The sequence below is a fragment of the Winogradskyella sp. MH6 genome (genome assembly GCF_022810765.1).
In the GTDB taxonomy this organism is placed as follows: domain Bacteria; phylum Bacteroidota; class Bacteroidia; order Flavobacteriales; family Flavobacteriaceae; genus Winogradskyella.
This window is the reverse complement of the sequence record NZ_CP094494.1, coordinates 1,260,021-1,277,573: the sequence shown is the minus strand read 5'-3', so window position 1 is coordinate 1,277,573 and position 17,553 is coordinate 1,260,021. Positions and strand designations below refer to the sequence as shown.

At 32.8% G+C, this 17,553-nt stretch carries 18 protein-coding genes and 1 tRNA gene; 10 read left to right on the top strand and 9 right to left on the bottom strand.

All coding sequences use genetic code 11. The annotated features are described in order from the left end of the window. Window positions 1-76: 76 nt before the first annotated feature. From rnpA to MST30_RS05740, 3 genes are all read left to right on the top strand, one after another. Window positions 77-469, top strand: a complete 393-nt coding sequence (gene rnpA / locus MST30_RS05750; protein WP_243473430.1) for a ribonuclease P protein component — start codon at window positions 77-79, stop codon at window positions 467-469. Continuing rightward, window positions 450-2,084 (top strand): S41 family peptidase, encoded by a 1,635-nt coding sequence (locus tag MST30_RS05745; protein WP_243473429.1) that lies wholly within the window; start codon window positions 450-452, stop codon window positions 2,082-2,084. The genes rnpA and MST30_RS05745 overlap by 20 nt, the downstream gene beginning before the upstream one ends. A gap of 102 nt (window positions 2,085-2,186) precedes the next feature. Beyond that, complete coding sequence (locus MST30_RS05740; protein WP_243473428.1) at window positions 2,187-3,029, top strand: OmpA family protein; 843 nt, start codon at window positions 2,187-2,189, stop codon at window positions 3,027-3,029. Here the strand turns inward: MST30_RS05740 and MST30_RS05735 are convergent. The 3 genes from MST30_RS05735 to rpiB are packed head-to-tail and all read right to left on the bottom strand — an operon-like array spanning window position 3,026 to window position 4,824. Next, window positions 3,026-3,469 carry a GNAT family N-acetyltransferase gene (locus tag MST30_RS05735; RefSeq protein WP_243473427.1) on the bottom strand — a complete coding sequence of 148 codons (444 nt, stop codon included), beginning with the start codon at window positions 3,467-3,469 and terminating at the stop codon, window positions 3,026-3,028. The genes MST30_RS05740 and MST30_RS05735 overlap by 4 nt on opposite strands. Then, the gene (locus MST30_RS05730) at window positions 3,469-4,386 is read right to left on the bottom strand and encodes a cation diffusion facilitator family transporter (protein WP_243473426.1); all 918 of its coding nucleotides are present in this window, start codon (window positions 4,384-4,386) and stop codon (window positions 3,469-3,471) included. Before MST30_RS05730 ends, MST30_RS05735 begins: the two co-directional genes overlap by 1 nt. Before the next feature lie 3 nt (window positions 4,387-4,389). Beyond that, window positions 4,390-4,824 (bottom strand): ribose 5-phosphate isomerase B, encoded by a 435-nt coding sequence (gene rpiB, locus MST30_RS05725; protein ID WP_243473425.1) that lies wholly within the window; start codon window positions 4,822-4,824, stop codon window positions 4,390-4,392. Between the two features lie 624 nt (window positions 4,825-5,448). On the opposite strand from rpiB, the gene MST30_RS05720 reads away from it, so the two are divergent. The 4 genes from MST30_RS05720 to MST30_RS05705 all read left to right on the top strand — a co-directional run bounded on the left by MST30_RS05720 (window position 5,449) and on the right by MST30_RS05705 (window position 9,490). Next, entirely contained in the window at window positions 5,449-7,692 is a 2,244-nt protein-coding gene (locus tag MST30_RS05720) for a ribonuclease R family protein (RefSeq protein WP_243473424.1), read from the top strand. Window positions 7,693-7,715: 23 nt separating this feature from the next. Then, window positions 7,716-8,015, top strand: coding sequence for a heavy metal-binding domain-containing protein (locus MST30_RS05715; protein WP_243473423.1), 300 nt, complete (start codon window positions 7,716-7,718; stop codon window positions 8,013-8,015). A gap of 19 nt (window positions 8,016-8,034) precedes the next feature. After that, complete coding sequence (locus MST30_RS05710) at window positions 8,035-8,706, top strand: head GIN domain-containing protein (protein WP_243473422.1); 672 nt, start codon at window positions 8,035-8,037, stop codon at window positions 8,704-8,706. 100 nt (window positions 8,707-8,806) lie between these two features. Continuing rightward, on the top strand, window positions 8,807-9,490 hold the full coding sequence (locus MST30_RS05705; protein ID WP_243473421.1) for a LysE family translocator: 684 nt from the start codon (window positions 8,807-8,809) through the stop codon (window positions 9,488-9,490). A 42-nt stretch (window positions 9,491-9,532) separates the two neighbouring features. Here the strand turns inward: MST30_RS05705 and MST30_RS05700 are convergent. The 3 genes from MST30_RS05700 to MST30_RS05690 form a co-directional block, all read right to left on the bottom strand. Further along, a tRNA-Cys gene (locus tag MST30_RS05700) sits at window positions 9,533-9,603 on the bottom strand. Between the two features lie 50 nt (window positions 9,604-9,653). Next, window positions 9,654-10,016: a dihydroneopterin aldolase gene (gene folB / locus MST30_RS05695; RefSeq protein ID WP_243473420.1), complete on the bottom strand. Its 363-nt coding sequence runs from the start codon at window positions 10,014-10,016 to the stop codon at window positions 9,654-9,656. A gap of 45 nt (window positions 10,017-10,061) precedes the next feature. Further along, window positions 10,062-10,262, bottom strand: coding sequence for a zinc ribbon domain-containing protein (locus MST30_RS05690; RefSeq protein WP_076619245.1), 201 nt, complete (start codon window positions 10,260-10,262; stop codon window positions 10,062-10,064). Between the two features lie 88 nt (window positions 10,263-10,350). Here MST30_RS05690 and MST30_RS05685 point away from each other — a divergent pair, with 88 nt between their 5' ends. Together MST30_RS05685 and MST30_RS05680 are read left to right on the top strand one after the other, a co-directional pair. Next, the gene (locus MST30_RS05685; RefSeq protein ID WP_243473419.1) at window positions 10,351-12,360 is read left to right on the top strand and encodes a glutamine--tRNA ligase/YqeY domain fusion protein; all 2,010 of its coding nucleotides are present in this window, start codon (window positions 10,351-10,353) and stop codon (window positions 12,358-12,360) included. Window positions 12,361-12,463: 103 nt separating this feature from the next. Beyond that, complete coding sequence (locus tag MST30_RS05680) at window positions 12,464-12,940, top strand: DUF1761 domain-containing protein (protein WP_243473418.1); 477 nt, start codon at window positions 12,464-12,466, stop codon at window positions 12,938-12,940. Window positions 12,941-13,000: 60 nt separating this feature from the next. On the opposite strand, the gene MST30_RS05675 is transcribed toward MST30_RS05680, so the two are convergent. Beyond that, entirely contained in the window at window positions 13,001-13,936 is a 936-nt protein-coding gene (locus tag MST30_RS05675; protein ID WP_243473417.1) for an SPFH domain-containing protein, read from the bottom strand. A gap of 80 nt (window positions 13,937-14,016) precedes the next feature. On the opposite strand from MST30_RS05675, the gene MST30_RS05670 reads away from it, so the two are divergent. Beyond that, on the top strand, window positions 14,017-14,697 hold the full coding sequence (locus tag MST30_RS05670; RefSeq protein WP_243473416.1) for a hypothetical protein: 681 nt from the start codon (window positions 14,017-14,019) through the stop codon (window positions 14,695-14,697). Window positions 14,698-14,798: 101 nt separating this feature from the next. Here MST30_RS05670 and gltX read toward each other — a convergent pair whose 3' ends face one another. Beyond that, window positions 14,799-16,316 carry a glutamate--tRNA ligase gene (gene gltX / locus MST30_RS05665; protein WP_243473415.1) on the bottom strand — a complete coding sequence of 506 codons (1,518 nt, stop codon included), beginning with the start codon at window positions 16,314-16,316 and terminating at the stop codon, window positions 14,799-14,801. A 136-nt stretch (window positions 16,317-16,452) separates the two neighbouring features. Further along, window positions 16,453-17,496: an alkane 1-monooxygenase gene (locus MST30_RS05660; protein ID WP_243473414.1), complete on the bottom strand. Its 1,044-nt coding sequence runs from the start codon at window positions 17,494-17,496 to the stop codon at window positions 16,453-16,455. Between the last annotated feature and the right edge of the window lie 57 nt (window positions 17,497-17,553).

Genomic DNA, 17,553 nt, shown 5'->3' with positions numbered 1-17,553 from the left:
GTCATGGCATCATAAGCCATTTCCTTTGGTAATGACAAAATACAATTCTATTTTTACGAGCTACTTATTTTAAAATATGCAATTCAAATACGGCAAAAAAGACAAGCTAAAAAGTAAAAAACTGATTGAGCAATTGTTCAGTGAGGGTAGATCTGTAACCGCTTACCCCTTAAAACTTATCTATCTTAAAACTGAATTTGAAGATGACTCAATTTTAAAAACCGGAGTATCTGTGAGTAAGCGTATTCATAAAACAGCTGTTGCCAGAAATAGAATAAAGCGATTGCTCCGAGAAGCTTACCGACTTAACAAGCCTCATTATTTTAACAATAGTTCAACATCTTATGCGTTTATGATATTGTATCTTAGTAAGGATGGAACAACTTTTGATGACATTGATAAGAAAATGAAATTGTTATTTGAGAAGTTCTTAAATAAAACCAGTAAAGATGAAGAAAATCCTACATAAAAGAATATTACTACCAGTAATTGCCGTGGTTGTCTTTCTTAGTACGACAGCTTTTAGAAATGACTTTTTTGAAATAGCAAAACAGATAGAAATTTTCACTACCATGTTTAAAGAATTAAACATGAATTATGTAGATGAAACCAATCCTGGTGATTTAATGGATACGGCAATAAAAAGCATGCTAGATGATCTAGATCCTTATACACAATTCTATAATGAACAAGATGTAGAAGCTTCTAGAATTAATAATGCAGGTGATTATACAGGTATTGGAGCTAAAGTTTTAACGCTAAAAGACAAACTGGTAATTGTAGAACCTTATAAAAATTATGCTGCAGATAAAGCAGGATTAAAAGCTGGTGATGAGATTATAAAAGTAGATAATGTTGTGGTTTCAGATTTTAAAGATGATGCTGCAAATTTACTTCAAGGGGCTGCAGGTACTGAAGTTAATGTTACCTACAAACGACAAGGAAAAACTAATACTGTAAAAATTATTAGAGAGTCCTTAGAGATTAAAGCTGTACCTCATTATTCAATGATAGACGATAAAACGGGTTACATTGTACTTAGAAAATTTAATAGAAAGGCCTCTTCCGAAACTTTAGGAGCGCTTAGGGCTTTAAAAAATCAAGGGGCTAAACAACTCATTTTAGATTTAAGAGGAAATCCTGGTGGATTACTGAATGAAGCTGTTAATGTTACAAACATCTTTGTACCAAAAAATCAGTTAGTGGTAACCACTAAATCTAAAGTTAAAAAGTACAATAAAACCTATTACACAAAGCGTGATGCCGTAGATACAGAAATACCATTAGTAGTTTTAATAGATGGTCATAGTGCCTCTGCAAGTGAGATAGTTTCTGGTGCCTTACAAGATATGGATAGAGCCGTTGTGGTTGGTACACGTAGCTTTGGTAAAGGCTTAGTACAACGCCCAAAACCATTAACCTATGGTACACAAATGAAGATCACAATTTCGCGCTACTACACACCTTCTGGACGTTGTATACAAGCTTTAGATTATTGGAATAGAGATGAAAACGGGAAAGCCACTCGTGTAAAAAAAGAAAACTACAACGAGTTTAAAACTCGAAACGGAAGACCGGTTTATGATGGTGGAGGAGTACAGCCAGATGTTGAGGTTGAATTTGCTAAACAAACACCTATAACAAAGGCCATTTTAGGAGAGAATTTGGTTTTTAACTTTGCTACAGATTACTATTATGATAATACCGTTGATGATTTAACTAAATTTGAATTATCAGATAATGAATTTAAATCATTTAAGAATTACTTAAAAACAACAGGTTTTGATTTTGAAACCAAAACCGAAAAAGCGCTGAGCGATGCCATGGATATCGCTAAAGAAGAAGAATTAGAAGGTGTAATTAATTCTGAATATCATAGTTTATCAGCAGCCTTACAGGCCTATAAATCTAATGCTATAGATGGTAATAAAGTACAATTAAAATCTCTATTAACAGACGAAATTATAAAACGCTACTTTTATAGTGAAGGCTTATATACCTATTACACAGTAAATAATCCCGAAATTAAAAAGGCAGTTAGTATACTTAATAATCCTAGTCAGTACACTAGTATTTTAAAGTAGTATATAAATATCTAGTTACTAGTTAAATAAGTAATTAACAAAAAATTACATATATTTAATGGTAAGTAAATTTTCAAAATGTTAGAAAATTTTAAGAAAAAAATGAAGTCCCTACTCTTTATCATATGCCTAAGTTTTCAGTTTGCTTTAGCTCAAAAAGAATTAAAGCATCAGGTTTATTTTTTAACCGATGAATATGAAATTCCTGAAACTGAAGAAAGTCGACTTTTACTGTTTTTATCAGAGATAGAGAACATGGATATTCAGAAAATATCAATCTATGGTTTTTGTGATGATAGAGGTAGTGACTCTTATAATTTAGTGCTATCTCAACAACGTGCAGATGCTATAAAAGAAGTCTTTTCTAATAACGAATTTGATGAATCTGTAATTACCAATGTAGATGGTAAAGGTAAAATTTTACTTAATGTTGTTAATGATAATGATCTTTATAAAATACGTGGTTTAAATAGAAAAGTTGAGATTATAGTTCAGCCTTACGATCCTCCAAGAGAAAAAGTAGAACAGCCTAAAAAAGAAACTACCGAAGAACTTTTGAGAGGAGAACTAAAAGAAGGAGATAAAATTCAATTAGAAAACATCCTATTTCGTACAGGTTATAGTTATCTTACCAAAGAATCTAAGGCTAAGCTCGATGAGATTGCAAAAATACTGGTAGAACGTACAGATATTTATTTTAATATAGAAGGCCATGTGTGTTGTACCCAAGGTGCTCGTGATGCCATAGATAGAAAAACTAAAAAACGTAATCTCTCATTAGCTAGAGCAAAAACTGTTTATGACTATTTAGCTGATAAAGGTGTTAAACGCTATAGAATGAAATTTGTAGGTCAAAGACGAAAATTTCCACTTGGTGGTGAACCAGAATTAGATAGACGTGTAGAAATTGTTGTAACGCGTATTATAAAAAAGGCTACAGATTAAGATTTAATCATATTTATATGCGGAATACCATCTTCAAGGTACTCCTCTCCTACTTCTTTAAATCCTAAATTGTTATAAAATGTCTTGAGATAGGTTTGTGCTGAAATTCTTATTTCAAGAGTATTGTAGTGGTCATTAATAGCTTTAATAGAAGCATTCATAATTTTATAGCCATTTTTAAATTTCCTTTCATGCCACCTAACTACTACTCTACCAATACTAGCTTCATCAAAGTAATCACCTGGTTGAAAAATACGTGTATAGGCTACTAATTTTTCGTCTTTGTAACCTAAAATATGTAAAGCTTTTTGATCTTTTCCATCAATATCTTGATAAACACAATCTTGTTCCACAACAAAAACTTCACTTCTTAGCTGAAGCAAATCATAAAGCTCTTTTGTATTGAGCTGTTCAAATGTTTTGGTTTGTATATCTAGCATCAGTCTTGTACAATAACTTCCTTAGGATCTTCTTTGTTATATTCTGGCTGAATGGTAACATGATTGATATCAAAGTCATCATGTAAAAGTGCTTCAATTTGTAATAGCAAATCATTAAATTCTGTAGTACTAATATCTTCTGTAAGGTCTAAATGTGCTTCTAGATGAAGCTCATGATCACTAAGATTCCAAATATGTACGTGGTGTAGTTTATTAACTTTTGGTAGCTTATTAACAGCGCGTACAACATCTTTTATATTGATATGCTCGGGCGTAAAAAGCATTAACATCTTAGTAGATGTTTTTAGTAAATCATATCCAACATATATTAAGTAAAGTGCTATTAACAATGTTAATAAACTATCTACCCAAAACAATTGGTAATACTTCATTAATAAACCTCCAATTAATACAGCAACACTAGCTAACATATCTGTTAATAAGTGTAAATATGCAGAACGAAGATTAATGTTGTTTGAAGATTCTTTCTTTAACAATAAAACACTAAAACCATTAGCAAAAATTGCAATTAAAGACAGCCATATCACTAAATTAGAATCTATTGACTGCGGGTTTTGAAAACGTTCTACAGCCTCTTTTATTAAGATTATAGCAACAATAACTAAGGTTGAAGCATTAACAAAAGCCGCTAAGATTTCGGCACGTTTATATCCAAAAGTTCTATTTATAGAAGCTTTTTGTTTAGATAATTTTGCAGCAATATAACTAACTACAAGGGACAATACGTCACTAAAATTATGAAGTGCATCACTCAATAATGATAAACTTCCAGATACTAAGCCACCAACAACTTGAGCTGCAGTTATTACAATGTTGAGAAGAATTGTAATTAAAAGTTTCCTTCCTTTTAAATCTTTATGATCGTGAGTATGGTTATGTGAGTGCGAATGCCCCATAAATTAACACGATAAAGGAATCTTATCTATACGTCTTTTATGACGACCACCTTCAAACTCTGTGTTAAGAAATGTATCAACCATTTTTATAGCTTGTGGAATAGACGTATAACGTGCTGGAATACATATAATGTTAGCATCATTATGCTGACGTGCTAATTCTGCTATCTCACCAATCCAACAAACACCAGCTCTAACATTTTGGTATTTATTAGCCGTCATAGCAACTCCATTTGCAGTACCACAAATTAAAATTCCAAAATCTACTTTTGCGTCATTAACATCTTTTGCAACAGGATGTACAAAATCTGGATAGTCTGCACTATCAGTTGTGTCTGTACCGTAATTGGTAATGGTATACCCTTTAGTTTCAAGGTGTTGTATTATAGCTTGTTTATACTCTGGTCCTGCGTGATCGTTACCGATAGAAATTGTCATGTTAATAAGTGTTTGTTTTGCTTTGCAAAATTACGAATAATAAAATCTGGTTAATACAATTTCTCATTACTTGTTAATAAGTGTTCACAAGTTTTGAAAATAAAAATTAGGATTGTTGCAGAATTTTTTCAAACAAAAATTGAATCCTAAAATCAAAATTTAATAATCACTTTTTTCGAGGAAGTTATTCATACTCCTAACAGACGAAATTAACAGTGTTTTAAAAATTAAATATGAGTCATTTCTATTAACATGAGTTATTAACACTTGTTTACAATAATTTTACTTTTCTTAAAAATCAAGAGGTTACATGTAAATTTAATGTTAACTAAACCGTAATAAAGTGTAAACTTCAACTTATCAAAATAAAATTCAAAAAAGTTATACTAGTAATTAACACCCTATAATAACCATTATTTATTTTTTTAAATTTTAAAAGAAAAATGATAATAGTATATATAAATGTGAATAAGTGAATTTTTATTTATTTAACCTTATCTAAACACTTTTAAATTTTTATAGTGTAGCTTTGTAATAAACTTAATAACTTCACTTCCACCTTTATTAAGTTTTAAATGAAGAATTCCTAACACTTTTAGGAAATGAATATGATTACAAAATTAAATGACAAGAAAAAGAAAAAAGAAATCCGGTAAAAACAAGATTTCTAACCTTACAAATACAATTCTAAGTATTCTAAAAAAAGAACGAAACAAATCGTTTAATTATAAACAAATAGCTGCTATTATTGGTGTTAACGACGCTAGTAGCCGTAACCAGATTATAAAAACTTTAGCAAAACTTGCTGCTAAGCAAGAAATAGAACAAGTAGATCGTGGTAAATTTAAAGCAGTTGTTACAGCTGAGTATCATACAGGTATTTTAGATTTAGCCTCAAAAGGAAACGGTTATATTATTTCAGACGATTTTGAAGAAGATGTGTTTATAGCATCTAATAATATTAACAAAGCCCTAGATGGTGATGAAGTAGAATTCTATGCTTACAAACGCAGAAAACGTGGTAAAATTGAAGGTGAAATCACCAATATCCTTAAGCGCGCTAAAACCGAATATGTTGGTACCATTCAAATTCAACAAAACAGAAACTTTGCTTTTGTAGTTGCAGATAGTAGTAAAATGTACAAAGACATTTTTGTACCAATTAACAAAACTAAAAAGGCTGAAGATGGTGATAAAGTATTGGTAACACTTACAGATTGGCCAGAAAAAGCAGATTCACCTTACGGTAAAGTACTAGAAGTTTTAGGAAAACCAGGTGAGCATAATACCGAAATACATGCCATTTTAGCTGAGTATGGTTTACCACATGAGTTTCCTTACGAAGTAGAAAAATTTGCTAATGATTTAGATATTTCTATCACGGAAGATGAAATCGCTAAGCGTAGAGATATGCGTAAGGATTTAACCTTTACGATAGATCCTAAGGACGCAAAAGATTTTGATGATGCATTATCCTTTAAAGTTTTAGAAAATGGCTTATATGAGATAGGAATCCATATTGCAGATGTATCGCACTATGTGCAACCAGGAACAGTTTTAGATGATGAAGCTTACGAACGTGCTACATCCATTTATTTAGTAGATCGTGTGGTTCCAATGTTACCAGAACGTTTATCTAATGGAGCATGTTCGTTAAGACCACATGAAGAAAAATATACCTTTTCTGCAGTGTTTCAAATGAATAATCAATGTGAAATTAAAAACCAATGGTTTGGTAGAACTGTAACGTATTCCGATGCACGTTTTGCTTACGAAGAAGCACAAGCTATTATAGAAAACAATCCTAAAGTCACGCTAAGCGAAGTCGAAGCATCTCAATTAAATACTACAATTCCTAAGGAAGTTTCGCTAATAGGTGAGGAGTATAACACTAAACCAGAAATCGCAGAAGCTATTCTGGTTTTGGATCGTTTAGCTAAAAAGATGCGATCTCAACGTATGAGACACGGAGCTATTTCTTTTGATAAAGTTGAGGTAAAATTCAATTTAGATGAAGAAGCTAATCCTGTTGGAGTATTCTTTAAAACTAGTAAAGATGCTAACAAACTTATAGAAGAGTTTATGTTGTTAGCTAACAGAAAAGTGTCTGAGTTTGTTGGTAAACAAAACCCGAAAAAGACCTTTGTGTACCGTGTTCACGATGAACCAGATGAATCTAAATTAGCGCAACTTCAAACAGTAGTGTCTCGTTTTGGTCATAAGCTTAATTTCAAGGATAGAAATAGTATAGCTTCATCTTTAAATAGGCTTTTAACAGATGTGGTAGGGAAGAAGGAACAAAATCTAGTAGATACATTAACCATAAGAACCATGGCAAAAGCCGAGTATACCACGCATAATATTGGTCATTATGGTTTAGCGTTTGATTATTATAGTCATTTTACGTCGCCAATTCGTCGTTATCCTGATGTTATGGCGCATCGTTTATTACAGCTTTATTTAGATGGTGGTAAATCTGCTAACGAAGAAGTTTACGAAGAAAAATGCAAACATAGTAGTAATATGGAATATCTAGCGACAAAAGCAGAGCGCGATTCTATAAAGTACATGCAAATTCGTTTTATGCAAGATCATCAAGACGAAGAATTTTTAGGTGTTATTTCAGGAGTTACAGACTGGGGAATTTATGTAGAAATAGAGTCTAATAAATGTGAAGGCATGGTAAGCGTTAGAGACATGAAAGACGATATGTATTACTTTGACCAAGAACATTATGCTATGATTGGCAAAAATACACACACTATGTATCAATTAGGAGATGAGGTTATTGTAAAAGTAAAAAGTACTGATTTAGTGAAAAAACATCTCGATTTTTATCTAGTTGGAAAGCCTGATGAAAACGATTAAATTTACCTAAAAAGAAATTTATTATGATTCTTACAACGACCAATTCTATAGAAAATTTTAAAATTATTGATTACTTAGGTATAGTAACAGGTGTTGCTATTAATGAAGAAAAGCTGGCTATGGGATTTAGCATGTCTAAGTATTTTAATTCTGTAAGAGATAGTATTGATGTTGTTAAGGAAAAAGCATTTCAGCAATTACAAGAAAATGCAAAAAAATTAAATGCAAATGCTGTCGTTGGTATAAAAGTTGAGATAGAATTAACAACTCACAATTATGCAATGGTTTCTGTTACAGGAACAGCTGTTAAAGTAGCCGCGTAGCTTTTTTAAAATTATTAAAATGAAGAATTATCTTTTACTATTAGCATTTACTTTAGGTTTATCTATAAATGCACAAGACACTATTGAGAAAAATATTGGAGAATTTTCTACTGTTAAAGTTTATGATTTAATCAATCTTAAGATGTTGAGATCAGATGTAAATAAAGTTATTATTTCAGGTGAAAACAAAGAAGATGTTCAGATTATAAACAAAAACGGTAAGCTAAAAATTAGAATGAAGCTTGAAGAAAGCTATGATGGTAATGATATTGTAGTGAATTTATATTACACGTCTGTAGATGTTATAGATGCTAACGAAGGTGCAAATGTTGAGGTAACCGAACCTATAGAGCAATTTGAGATTGATTTGAAAGCCCAAGAAGGTAGTGAAATTACTGCTGAACTTAAAACTAGTTATGCTAATTTTAGAGCCGTTACAGGAGGTGTAATTAATGTTTCGGGAAGCTCAAAAAATCAGGATATTTCCATTTATACAGGAGGCGTTTTTAATGGAGAAAAATTTACTACCCAACAAACCGAAGTTAGTGTTAATGCTGGTGGTGAAGCTTATGTAAATGCCTCAGAACTTGTAGATGTAAGAATAAAAGCTGGAGGAAATGTATACATCTACGGTGAACCTAAGCAAATTAACGAAAGCAAAGTATTAGGTGGTAATGTAAAACGAATGTAGATTTATTTATTTTTATTATCTCTGTATCTTAAAAATCTCAATAGCTTTCATTTAGCATTTCTTAATTAGTTTACTACTTTTGTGTAAACCGCAAGTTTACATGTTAGACGATATCTTAACAGCCATTCCTTTTGGTGTAATTTTAGCTTTTACTATTGGTCCTGTTTTCTTTGTGTTATTAGAAACCAGCGCAACTAAGGGGTTCACTAGTGCACTTGCATTTGATATTGGTGTAATTTTAGCAGATATTGTTTTTATACTACTCATTTTTATGAGTACAGATACACTTTTAGACAAGATTAAAGACGACCCTAAATTACTAGTGTTTGGAGGTGTTTTGCTTGTAGTTTATGGATTAATCTCATTTATAAAAGTATCTAAATCCTTTCGGTCTATAGTTAGGGAACATCATAGAATTGAACTTCCAAAAAAGGACTACGGAAAACTATTTATTAAAGGATTTTTACTCAATTTTATCAATATTGGAGTGCTTTTAGGTTGGCTAGGTTTTATTGTTATTGGTACCTCAATAACAAAATCTGAAAATGGTGTGACCGTTTTTATAATCACGATGTTAGTGTCTTATTTTGTGTGCGATTTGTTTAAAATTGCAGCTGCAAAACGTTTAAAAAACAAGCTTACTCCAAGACGTATTTTTAAAACCAAGAAAATAGTTGCTTTAGTTATTTTAGGCTTTGGTATTTTATTGCTTTCCCAAGGACTATTTCCTGAACTTTATGAAAAAGGGAAAGAGCAAATAGATAAAGTAAATCCTTTGGATTAAATTATAGAAATAAAAAACCTCTGATAATTCAGAGGTTTTTTGAGGTGTCGAGCGGATTCGAACCGCTGTAGATGGTGTTGCAGACCACTGCCTAGCCACTCGGCCACGACACCTTATTGCGAGGGCAAATATATAAATTATTAATGTTTTACCCTATACTGGTTTACTTTTTTCGTTTTTCTGAAAGTTTAATCGTAACCATTTCTACGTCACCACCAATCGGAGGATTAATTTTACTCACAGAAACAGAAACTTTTGTAACAAGCCTATCTTCATACAGTATCCTATCTATGATGCGTTGAGCAACGGTTTCAAGAAGCTTTGAAGGTTTTGCCATTTCTTCGCGTACAACCTTATTTAAAAACACATAATCTACTGTATCACTTAAATCATCGGTTTGTGCAGACCTTGATAAATCTGCATTAACCACAACATCTACACGATAGTCGCTACCAATAGCGGTTTCTTCTTTTAAACAACCATGATTGGCAAAAACACGAATATTTTCAACTTTTATTATTCCCATATTGCAAAGATAAACCTTCTATCATTCTTGAGAAGGCAGGAATCTTTAATTCGTAAAAAAGTCAAAGATATTACTCATCGCACTGGTTTTTGCTTTAAAAAATTCTGTGTATGTGCATTTTTTACAAGTTACAGAAGTAAATTTTTTGTTCTGTACATCAAAGATTTTAGAGAGTGTACCACCTGTTGCTCTCATTTCTCCTAATTCATAAGTTGTATTATCACATTTCGGACATTTGTAATTCATTCTATTTAAGTTTTTTGGTTCATTCTATAAGTAGAGAATACTATTTTAATGTTACAATTTATGTAATTTTGCACTTTAATTTTTTGCAATGTCAGAAGAAACAAAATCACTCAATTTTATTGAGCATATTATAGAAGAAGATTTAGCAAACGGTTTACCAAAAGATAAGCTACGTTTTCGTTTTCCACCAGAACCAAATGGTTACTTGCATATTGGCCATACAAAAGCCATTGGCATTAGTTTTGGATTAGGTGAAAAATACAATGCACCTGTAAATCTAAGATTTGATGATACAAATCCTGCAAAAGAAGAACAGGAATATGTAGATGCCATTAAGCGCGATATAGCTTGGTTAGGATATAAATGGGAAAATGAACTCTATTCGTCAGACTATTTTGATAAACTATATAACTGGGCTGTACAACTAATTAAAGATGGTAAGGCTTATGTAGATAGCCAAACCTCTGAAGCTATGGCAGAGCAAAAAGGTACTCCAACACAACCAGGAACCAATAGTCCATACAGAGATAGAAGTGTAGAGGAAAACTTAGATTTATTCCAACGTATGAAAGCTGGAGAATTTCCTGCTGGTACACATGTGTTGCGTGCCAAAATAGACATGCAAGACCCAAACATGCTAATGCGAGATCCTATAATGTATCGTATTATGTATGCACATCATCACAGAACAGGTGATGAGTGGTGTATTTATCCAATGTACGATTGGACGCACGGAGAAAGCGATTATATAGAGCAAATATCACATTCCTTGTGTTCTTTAGAATTTAAGCCACACAGAAAGCTGTACGATTGGTTTAAAGATAACGTTTATGAGTATGCTAAGGACAAGTTACCATTACCACCAAAACAACGCGAATTTGCACGTTTAAACCTATCGTATACCATTATGAGTAAACGTAAGTTACTTAAGTTGGTAGAAGAGAAGGTGGTTTCTGGTTGGGATGATCCAAGGATGCCTACTATTTCTGGATTACGCAGAAGAGGTTACACACCAAATTCTATTAGAGAATTTATTAAAAAAGTTGGTGTTGCTAAACGTGAAAATGTGATAGACGTTTCTCTTCTTGAATTTTGTATTCGTGAGGATTTAAACAAAACAGCTAACCGCGTCATGGCGGTTTTAGATCCTGTAAAAGTAGTAATCACCAATTATCCAGAGGATAAAGAAGAATGGTTAGAGGCAGAAAATAATCAAGAAGATGATAGTGCTGGATTCAGAAAAGTGCCGTTTTCAAGAGAAATTTATATTGAAAAGGAAGACTTTAAAGAAGAAGCTAGTAGTAAGTTTTTCAGATTAAAGCTTGGAGGTGAAGTACGTTTGAAAAATGCTTATATCATTAAAGCAAATGATGTAGTAAAAGATGAAAATGGTAAGATCACCGAAATTCACTGTACATACGATATAGACACGTCTAAAAAAGTAAAAGGAACACTACATTGGGTATCTATAAAACATGCTGTAACTGCTGAGGTTAGAGAGTACGATAGATTGTTTATGGATGAAGCACCAGACAGTCATGATGGCAAAGATTTTATGGAATTTTTAAACCCAAATTCTTTAAATATTATTGAAGCTTATGTTGAACCAAGTTTAGCAGAAGCTAAAGTAGGAGAGCAGTTTCAGTTTCAACGTTTAGGGTATTTTAATGTCGATGACGATTCTACCTCAGATAAATTGGTGTTCAATAAAACGGTTGGTTTACGTGATAGTTGGGCAAAGCAAAAGCCAAAACTACAAGCAGCTACTCAAGCAAAACCACAACCACAACAGCAAAAGCGTTCCGCAATAAGCGTCATTCAGCAATTAGGTAAAAAGTACACGAATTATCCTGAAGATAAACAAGCAAAAGCTAAAGCAGAAATTATTGATTTAGCTAAGGAGGTATCTTACGACGATTTAGAGCCTTTATTTGGTACTGCTGTAAAAAAGGCTGGCACACGCATCGCTGTAATGATTGCGTTAAAAGAAATGCTTAAAAACGGCTTAGAGCGTAATGATGCAGTTAATGAGTTTATTGAAAAAGCCTTAGAAGATAAAAATGAAATTTTGGTTAAAGAAGCTTCTGAAATAAGTTAAAAATTGTAACACTGAATTTATTTCAGCATCTCATAAAAACCTCTAAAGTAAAACCTTAGAGGTTTTTTTGTACATTTAAAATACTAACTAAAACAACATCAGTATGGAATTAAATTATTTAGCTATTGTGGTTTCAGCCGTTGTACCTTTATTAATTGGTGCTATTTGGTACAACCCAAATGTATTAGGAACTGCTTGGATGAAAGCTTCAGGAATGACTGAAGAGAAAATAAAAACAGGCAATATTGCTGTAATTTTTGGAGTGACATTAGTATTGTCATTTATGTTAGCATTTAGTGTAAATGGGATGGTTATTCATCAAGTTGCGGCAACACAACTAGCATTTACAAATCCAGATGCTGAATCATTTAAAACTTTTATGGCAGAATTTGGCAATATGCATCGTAATTATGGTCATGGAGCCTTACATGGTGCAATAGGAGCCCTGTTTTTTGTATTGCCTGTTTTAGGAATTAATGCCCTTTTTGAAAGAAAAGGATGGAAGTATATCCTAATCAATGTTGGCTATTGGGTACTAACTTTAGCTATTATGGGAGCTATACTTTGTGGTTGGAAATAAAAAATTTAAACATAAAAAAACCCGAAGTGAAAACTTCGGGTTTTTGATTTATAAACACGATTATTCGTCTTTTTTCTTCTTGTTATTGCTGGCTTTCATAGCTTCTCCAATTTGGTTACTTGCTGTAAAAGATGCTACCATGTTATTTAACATATCACTACCAGCTTGTGGTGAATTTGGTAACAAGATTAAGTTACTATTGGTTTCTTCACCAATAGATTGAAGCGTATCGTAATGTTGTGTTACAACGATTAATGCAGATGCTTCTTGAGAGTTAATACCAACTCCATTCAACACTTCTACAGACTCCTCTAAACCACGAGCAATTTCGCGTCTTTGGTCTGCGATACCTTGTCCTTGTAGTCGTTTGCTTTCAGCTTCAGCTTTTGCCTTTTCAACAATTAAAATACGTTGTGCATCACCTTCAAATTGTGCAGCGATTTTTTCACGCTCAGCAGCATTAATACGGTTCATTGCAGCTTTTACTTGTGCATCAGGATCTATGTCTGTTACTAAAGTTTTAATGATGTCGTAACCATACTCAACCATAGCGTCATTTAATTCAGCTTTTACAGCAATAGCGATATCATCTTTACGCACAAAAACGTCATCTAATTTCATTTTTGGTACTTCAGCACGCACCACATCAAATACATAACTTGTAATTTGCTCATGCGGATAGTCTAGTTTATAAAAGGCTTCATATACTTTTTCTTTTATAACCATATATTGCACAGAAATCTTTAAACGAACAAATACATCATCTAAAGTTTTGGTTTCTACAATAACATCGAGCTGTTGAATTTTTAAACTCAACTTACCAGCAATACGATCTACTAACGGAATCTTAATCTGTAAACCAGAGTGTCTAATACTTTGATAACGTCCAAAACGTTCTATGACCGCTGCGGTTTGTTGCTTTACAATAAAGAATGAAGAAATTAAAATAACGAGTCCAAAAAAGATAATTGGAATCAAAAAAACAGGAAAATCCATAAATAATTATTTAAGTAATAGTTAGAAATAAATGTTCGTACTAAATTAAACTATATTTGTTTGCAATTCATCTGTAAATTATGAAAAAACTCAAATACACTCTATTAGTAGTCATTAGTATGGCTTTTGTTACACTTAGTTTTGCACAACATAAACGCTATGCCATAAAAAATGGAATAGGTATACAAGGAGGAGTGACTCAGTTTGATATCATTACAGATAATTTTGTAACCAAAAAGAACAATGGTTTTATAGGAGGATTATCGGCTTCTGTAGATATTCCGCACAAATGGTATAATGTAAGTTACAACATTCTTCTGTCTGAAAATAACATTGATATTGCTGCCTTTTCATTAACTAATCCTAATGAAGAATTTGTAGAATACAAGTTACTTACAGCGCAATTATCGTTTTTGTTTCATGCCAAATTAATAGGTAGTAATTTAACTTTAGATCTTGGACCAATGTTGCAATACAATGGAGATTTAGAGCTTAAAGACGACTCAAAAGAAGGGTTAATTATTGCTAATTACGATACACTTTTAACCGAAGATATTTCTAAAATATCAAACTTTAATGTAAATGGTGCAGTAGGTTTGTCGGCTGGTTTTGGTGCGTTTAGACTGCGAGCGCAATACATTTATGGATTTACCAACATGCTGAACAAACTAAATGATGAAGACCTTAACGTTGGTACAAATGATAACAAATTTAAAGGCAACCAGTCTATGATTGCCTTTACTGCTATTATTACGTTTTAGTAATTGTTTGTCATTGCGAATCACACCAAAAGCGTGATGTGGCAATCTCAAAATAAAAAGATTACCACGTCATTCGTACCTCATTCCTCGTAATGACAGAACTAAATCATCTTTACCAAAGCGGCAATACGCTTAACCGTTTCGGCTTTACCAATCATATACATAATATCGAACACATCTGGTCCTTGTAAAGCACCTACTAGAGCCAAACGTAATGGCATCATCACTTTTCCGAAGCCAATCTCGTTATCAGTTATCCAGCCTTTTATATTGTTTTGAAGGTTTTCTACCGTATAATCTTCGGTTGAATTCACCAATTCAATAACTTTATTTAAAATCTCATCAGTACCCTCTTTTAAAGCCTTTTTAGATGCTTTCTCGTCATAATCAGTAGGCGACACAAAGAAGAAGTGGCTCAATTCCCAAAAATCGCTTACAAACGTTGCGCGTTCTTTAATTAAGCCCACAACCAAAGCAATGTAATTCACATCAATATCTTTCAACAAGATATTTTTTGATTGAAATTCTGTTGCCAGTTCCAAGTCTAATTGCTGTTGCATATAATGATGGTTAAACCATTTGGTTTTATCAGGATCAAAACGTGCACCAGCTTTGTTAACTCTTGCTAAATCAAAATCATTCACCAATTGTTCTAAACTGAAAATCTCTTGCTCTGTACCAGGATTCCAACCTAAAAAGGCTAAGAAATTCACAACAGCTTCAGGGAAATACCCATCCTCTTTATAACCTCTGGAAACTTCGTTGGTTTTTGCGTCTGTCCAAGCTAATGGAAATACAGGAAACCCTAATTTATCACCATCACGTTTGCTTAATTTTCCTTTTCCTGTTGGTTTTAAGATTAAAGGTAAATGTGCAAATTCTGGTGCTTCCCAACCGAAAGCATCATATAATAATTTGTGTAATGCTAAAGAAGGTAACCATTCTTCACCACGAATAACGTGAGTAATTTCCATCAAATGATCATCTACAATATTAGCAAGATGATAGGTTGGCATTCCGTCACTTTTAAACAAAATCTTATCATCAAGTATGTTGGTATCTATAGAAATATCGCCACGAATAATATCCTTTAGTTGCAAAGTTTCATCTTGTGGCGATTTAAAACGTACTACATAATCATCGCCAGCATCAATCTTTGCTAGGGTTTCTTCTTCAGAAAGTACTAAAGAATTTACCAAACGTCCTTTCTCACGATTGTGCCAGTTGTAGATAAAGGTTTTACCTTCAGCTTCATGTTGTTTTCTATGAGCATCAAGCTCTTCAGAAGTATCAAAAGCATAGTAAGCTTTACCTTCAGCAATCAATTGATCAGCATATTGCTTATACAAATGCTTACGCTCACTTTGTCTGTAAGGACCAAATTTTTCGTTTTTACCTGGACCTTCATCAAACGGAATACCACACCAGTTTAAAGATTTTACAATGTAATCTTCCGCACCTTCTACATAACGGTTTTGGTCTGTATCTTCGATACGCAACACAAAATCACCATTGTGTTTTTTGGCAAATAAATAATTGAATAAAGCAGTTCTTACACCACCAATATGTAAAGGTCCTGTTGGACTAGGCGCAAAGCGCACACGTACTTTTTTTGACATAGTTGATAAACGCTCAATAGTTTGTCATCCTGAACTTGTTTCAGGATCTCGCGCAAAGATAGTTTGATAACTTTCAAGATACAAGATTAGAGAACCAAGAATCAAGACTTAGTTTTATAACATCTTGTTCTCGAGTCTAAGAAACAACCATCTCTCTCGGCACACGCTTATTCATAATCTTAAACCAAAGTGGTGGTACCATTGCCAATACCATTGAAGTTGGATAGCCAAATGGCATTTGCGGACTATCATCGTGGCAATCTAAGATTTGATATTTTTTTGAAGACTTAAAATGATGGTCGCTATGTCGTGTTAATTCATATAACACAATGCGACCGATAACGTGATTAGAGTTCCACGAGTGTATTTCTTTTACACGCTCGTAACGACCAGACTTAGTTTTTAAACGCAGTAATCCATAATGTTCAATATAGTTGACAGTTTCTAGAAGAATGAAGCCAACTACACCTGTGCAAACAGCAAATAATAAGGCTGTAGTTCCTAAAAGTAGTATAACTGAAGCCAAATACAACAGTTGAAAAACAGTGTACCACAACATATCATTTTTGAAAGAAAAGAAAGATTGTTTATTGTTCTTCAATAGTTTTTTTTGAATGTTCCACGCATTAAAATATTGTCTAATCGTAGACGTCAACCAAAACGAATACACACTTTGATTGTATTTTGCGGTTGCAGGATCTTCTGGTGTTGCAGCGTGAAGATGATGTCCAAAATTATGTTCAATATAAAAATGCATATAAAAAGAGGGTAGAAGCAAGGCCTTACCCAAAAAGCGTTCGTTGGTTTGTTGTCTGTGGCCTAACTCGTGACCAACATTAATGCCGTTAACGCCTAAAACAATACCAACAGAAAAAATGAGTCCAACAAACTCATAAATTTCCAAAGGTTGATGAGCAACTAAAATCAAAGCATAAACCACAATACCATAAACAATGGGTAAGTTGAGGTAAAGTAACCAATCGAAAATCTTACGTTTTAGTCTGCTATCTACATCTTCAGATTGAAGATTAGTAGTATCTACGGGAAAAATAAGCTCTAAAACGGGAATACAAACAAAAGCAAAAACAGGTGTAGCCCAAACCCAATAGCCTTGGAAACTAAGTCCCAAAACAGCCATAATTGGTATTGAAAATGCCGCTAAATATTTAAGGTCTTTCATTTATAGGCTGATTATTAACAGTTAATCCCTCTAAATTAACACAATCTTACCAAATTT

Coding starts and splice junctions, on each gene's coding strand:
- rnpA (WP_243473430.1), top strand. CDS start 77: ATGCAATTCAAATACGGCAAAAAAGACAAGCTAAAAAGTAAAAAACTG.
- MST30_RS05745 (WP_243473429.1), top strand. CDS start 450: ATGAAGAAAATCCTACATAAAAGAATATTACTACCAGTAATTGCCGTG.
- MST30_RS05740 (WP_243473428.1), top strand. CDS start 2,187: ATGAAGTCCCTACTCTTTATCATATGCCTAAGTTTTCAGTTTGCTTTA.
- MST30_RS05735 (WP_243473427.1), bottom strand. CDS start 3,469: ATGCTAGATATACAAACCAAAACATTTGAACAGCTCAATACAAAAGAG.
- MST30_RS05730 (WP_243473426.1), bottom strand. CDS start 4,386: ATGGGGCATTCGCACTCACATAACCATACTCACGATCATAAAGATTTA.
- rpiB (WP_243473425.1), bottom strand. CDS start 4,824: ATGACAATTTCTATCGGTAACGATCACGCAGGACCAGAGTATAAACAA.
- MST30_RS05720 (WP_243473424.1), top strand. CDS start 5,449: ATGACAAGAAAAAGAAAAAAGAAATCCGGTAAAAACAAGATTTCTAAC.
- MST30_RS05715 (WP_243473423.1), top strand. CDS start 7,716: ATGATTCTTACAACGACCAATTCTATAGAAAATTTTAAAATTATTGAT.
- MST30_RS05710 (WP_243473422.1), top strand. CDS start 8,035: ATGAAGAATTATCTTTTACTATTAGCATTTACTTTAGGTTTATCTATA.
- MST30_RS05705 (WP_243473421.1), top strand. CDS start 8,807: ATGTTAGACGATATCTTAACAGCCATTCCTTTTGGTGTAATTTTAGCT.
- folB (WP_243473420.1), bottom strand. CDS start 10,016: ATGGGAATAATAAAAGTTGAAAATATTCGTGTTTTTGCCAATCATGGT.
- MST30_RS05690 (WP_076619245.1), bottom strand. CDS start 10,262: ATGAATTACAAATGTCCGAAATGTGATAATACAACTTATGAATTAGGA.
- MST30_RS05685 (WP_243473419.1), top strand. CDS start 10,351: ATGTCAGAAGAAACAAAATCACTCAATTTTATTGAGCATATTATAGAA.
- MST30_RS05680 (WP_243473418.1), top strand. CDS start 12,464: ATGGAATTAAATTATTTAGCTATTGTGGTTTCAGCCGTTGTACCTTTA.
- MST30_RS05675 (WP_243473417.1), bottom strand. CDS start 13,936: ATGGATTTTCCTGTTTTTTTGATTCCAATTATCTTTTTTGGACTCGTT.
- MST30_RS05670 (WP_243473416.1), top strand. CDS start 14,017: ATGAAAAAACTCAAATACACTCTATTAGTAGTCATTAGTATGGCTTTT.
- gltX (WP_243473415.1), bottom strand. CDS start 16,316: ATGTCAAAAAAAGTACGTGTGCGCTTTGCGCCTAGTCCAACAGGACCT.
- MST30_RS05660 (WP_243473414.1), bottom strand. CDS start 17,496: ATGAAAGACCTTAAATATTTAGCGGCATTTTCAATACCAATTATGGCT.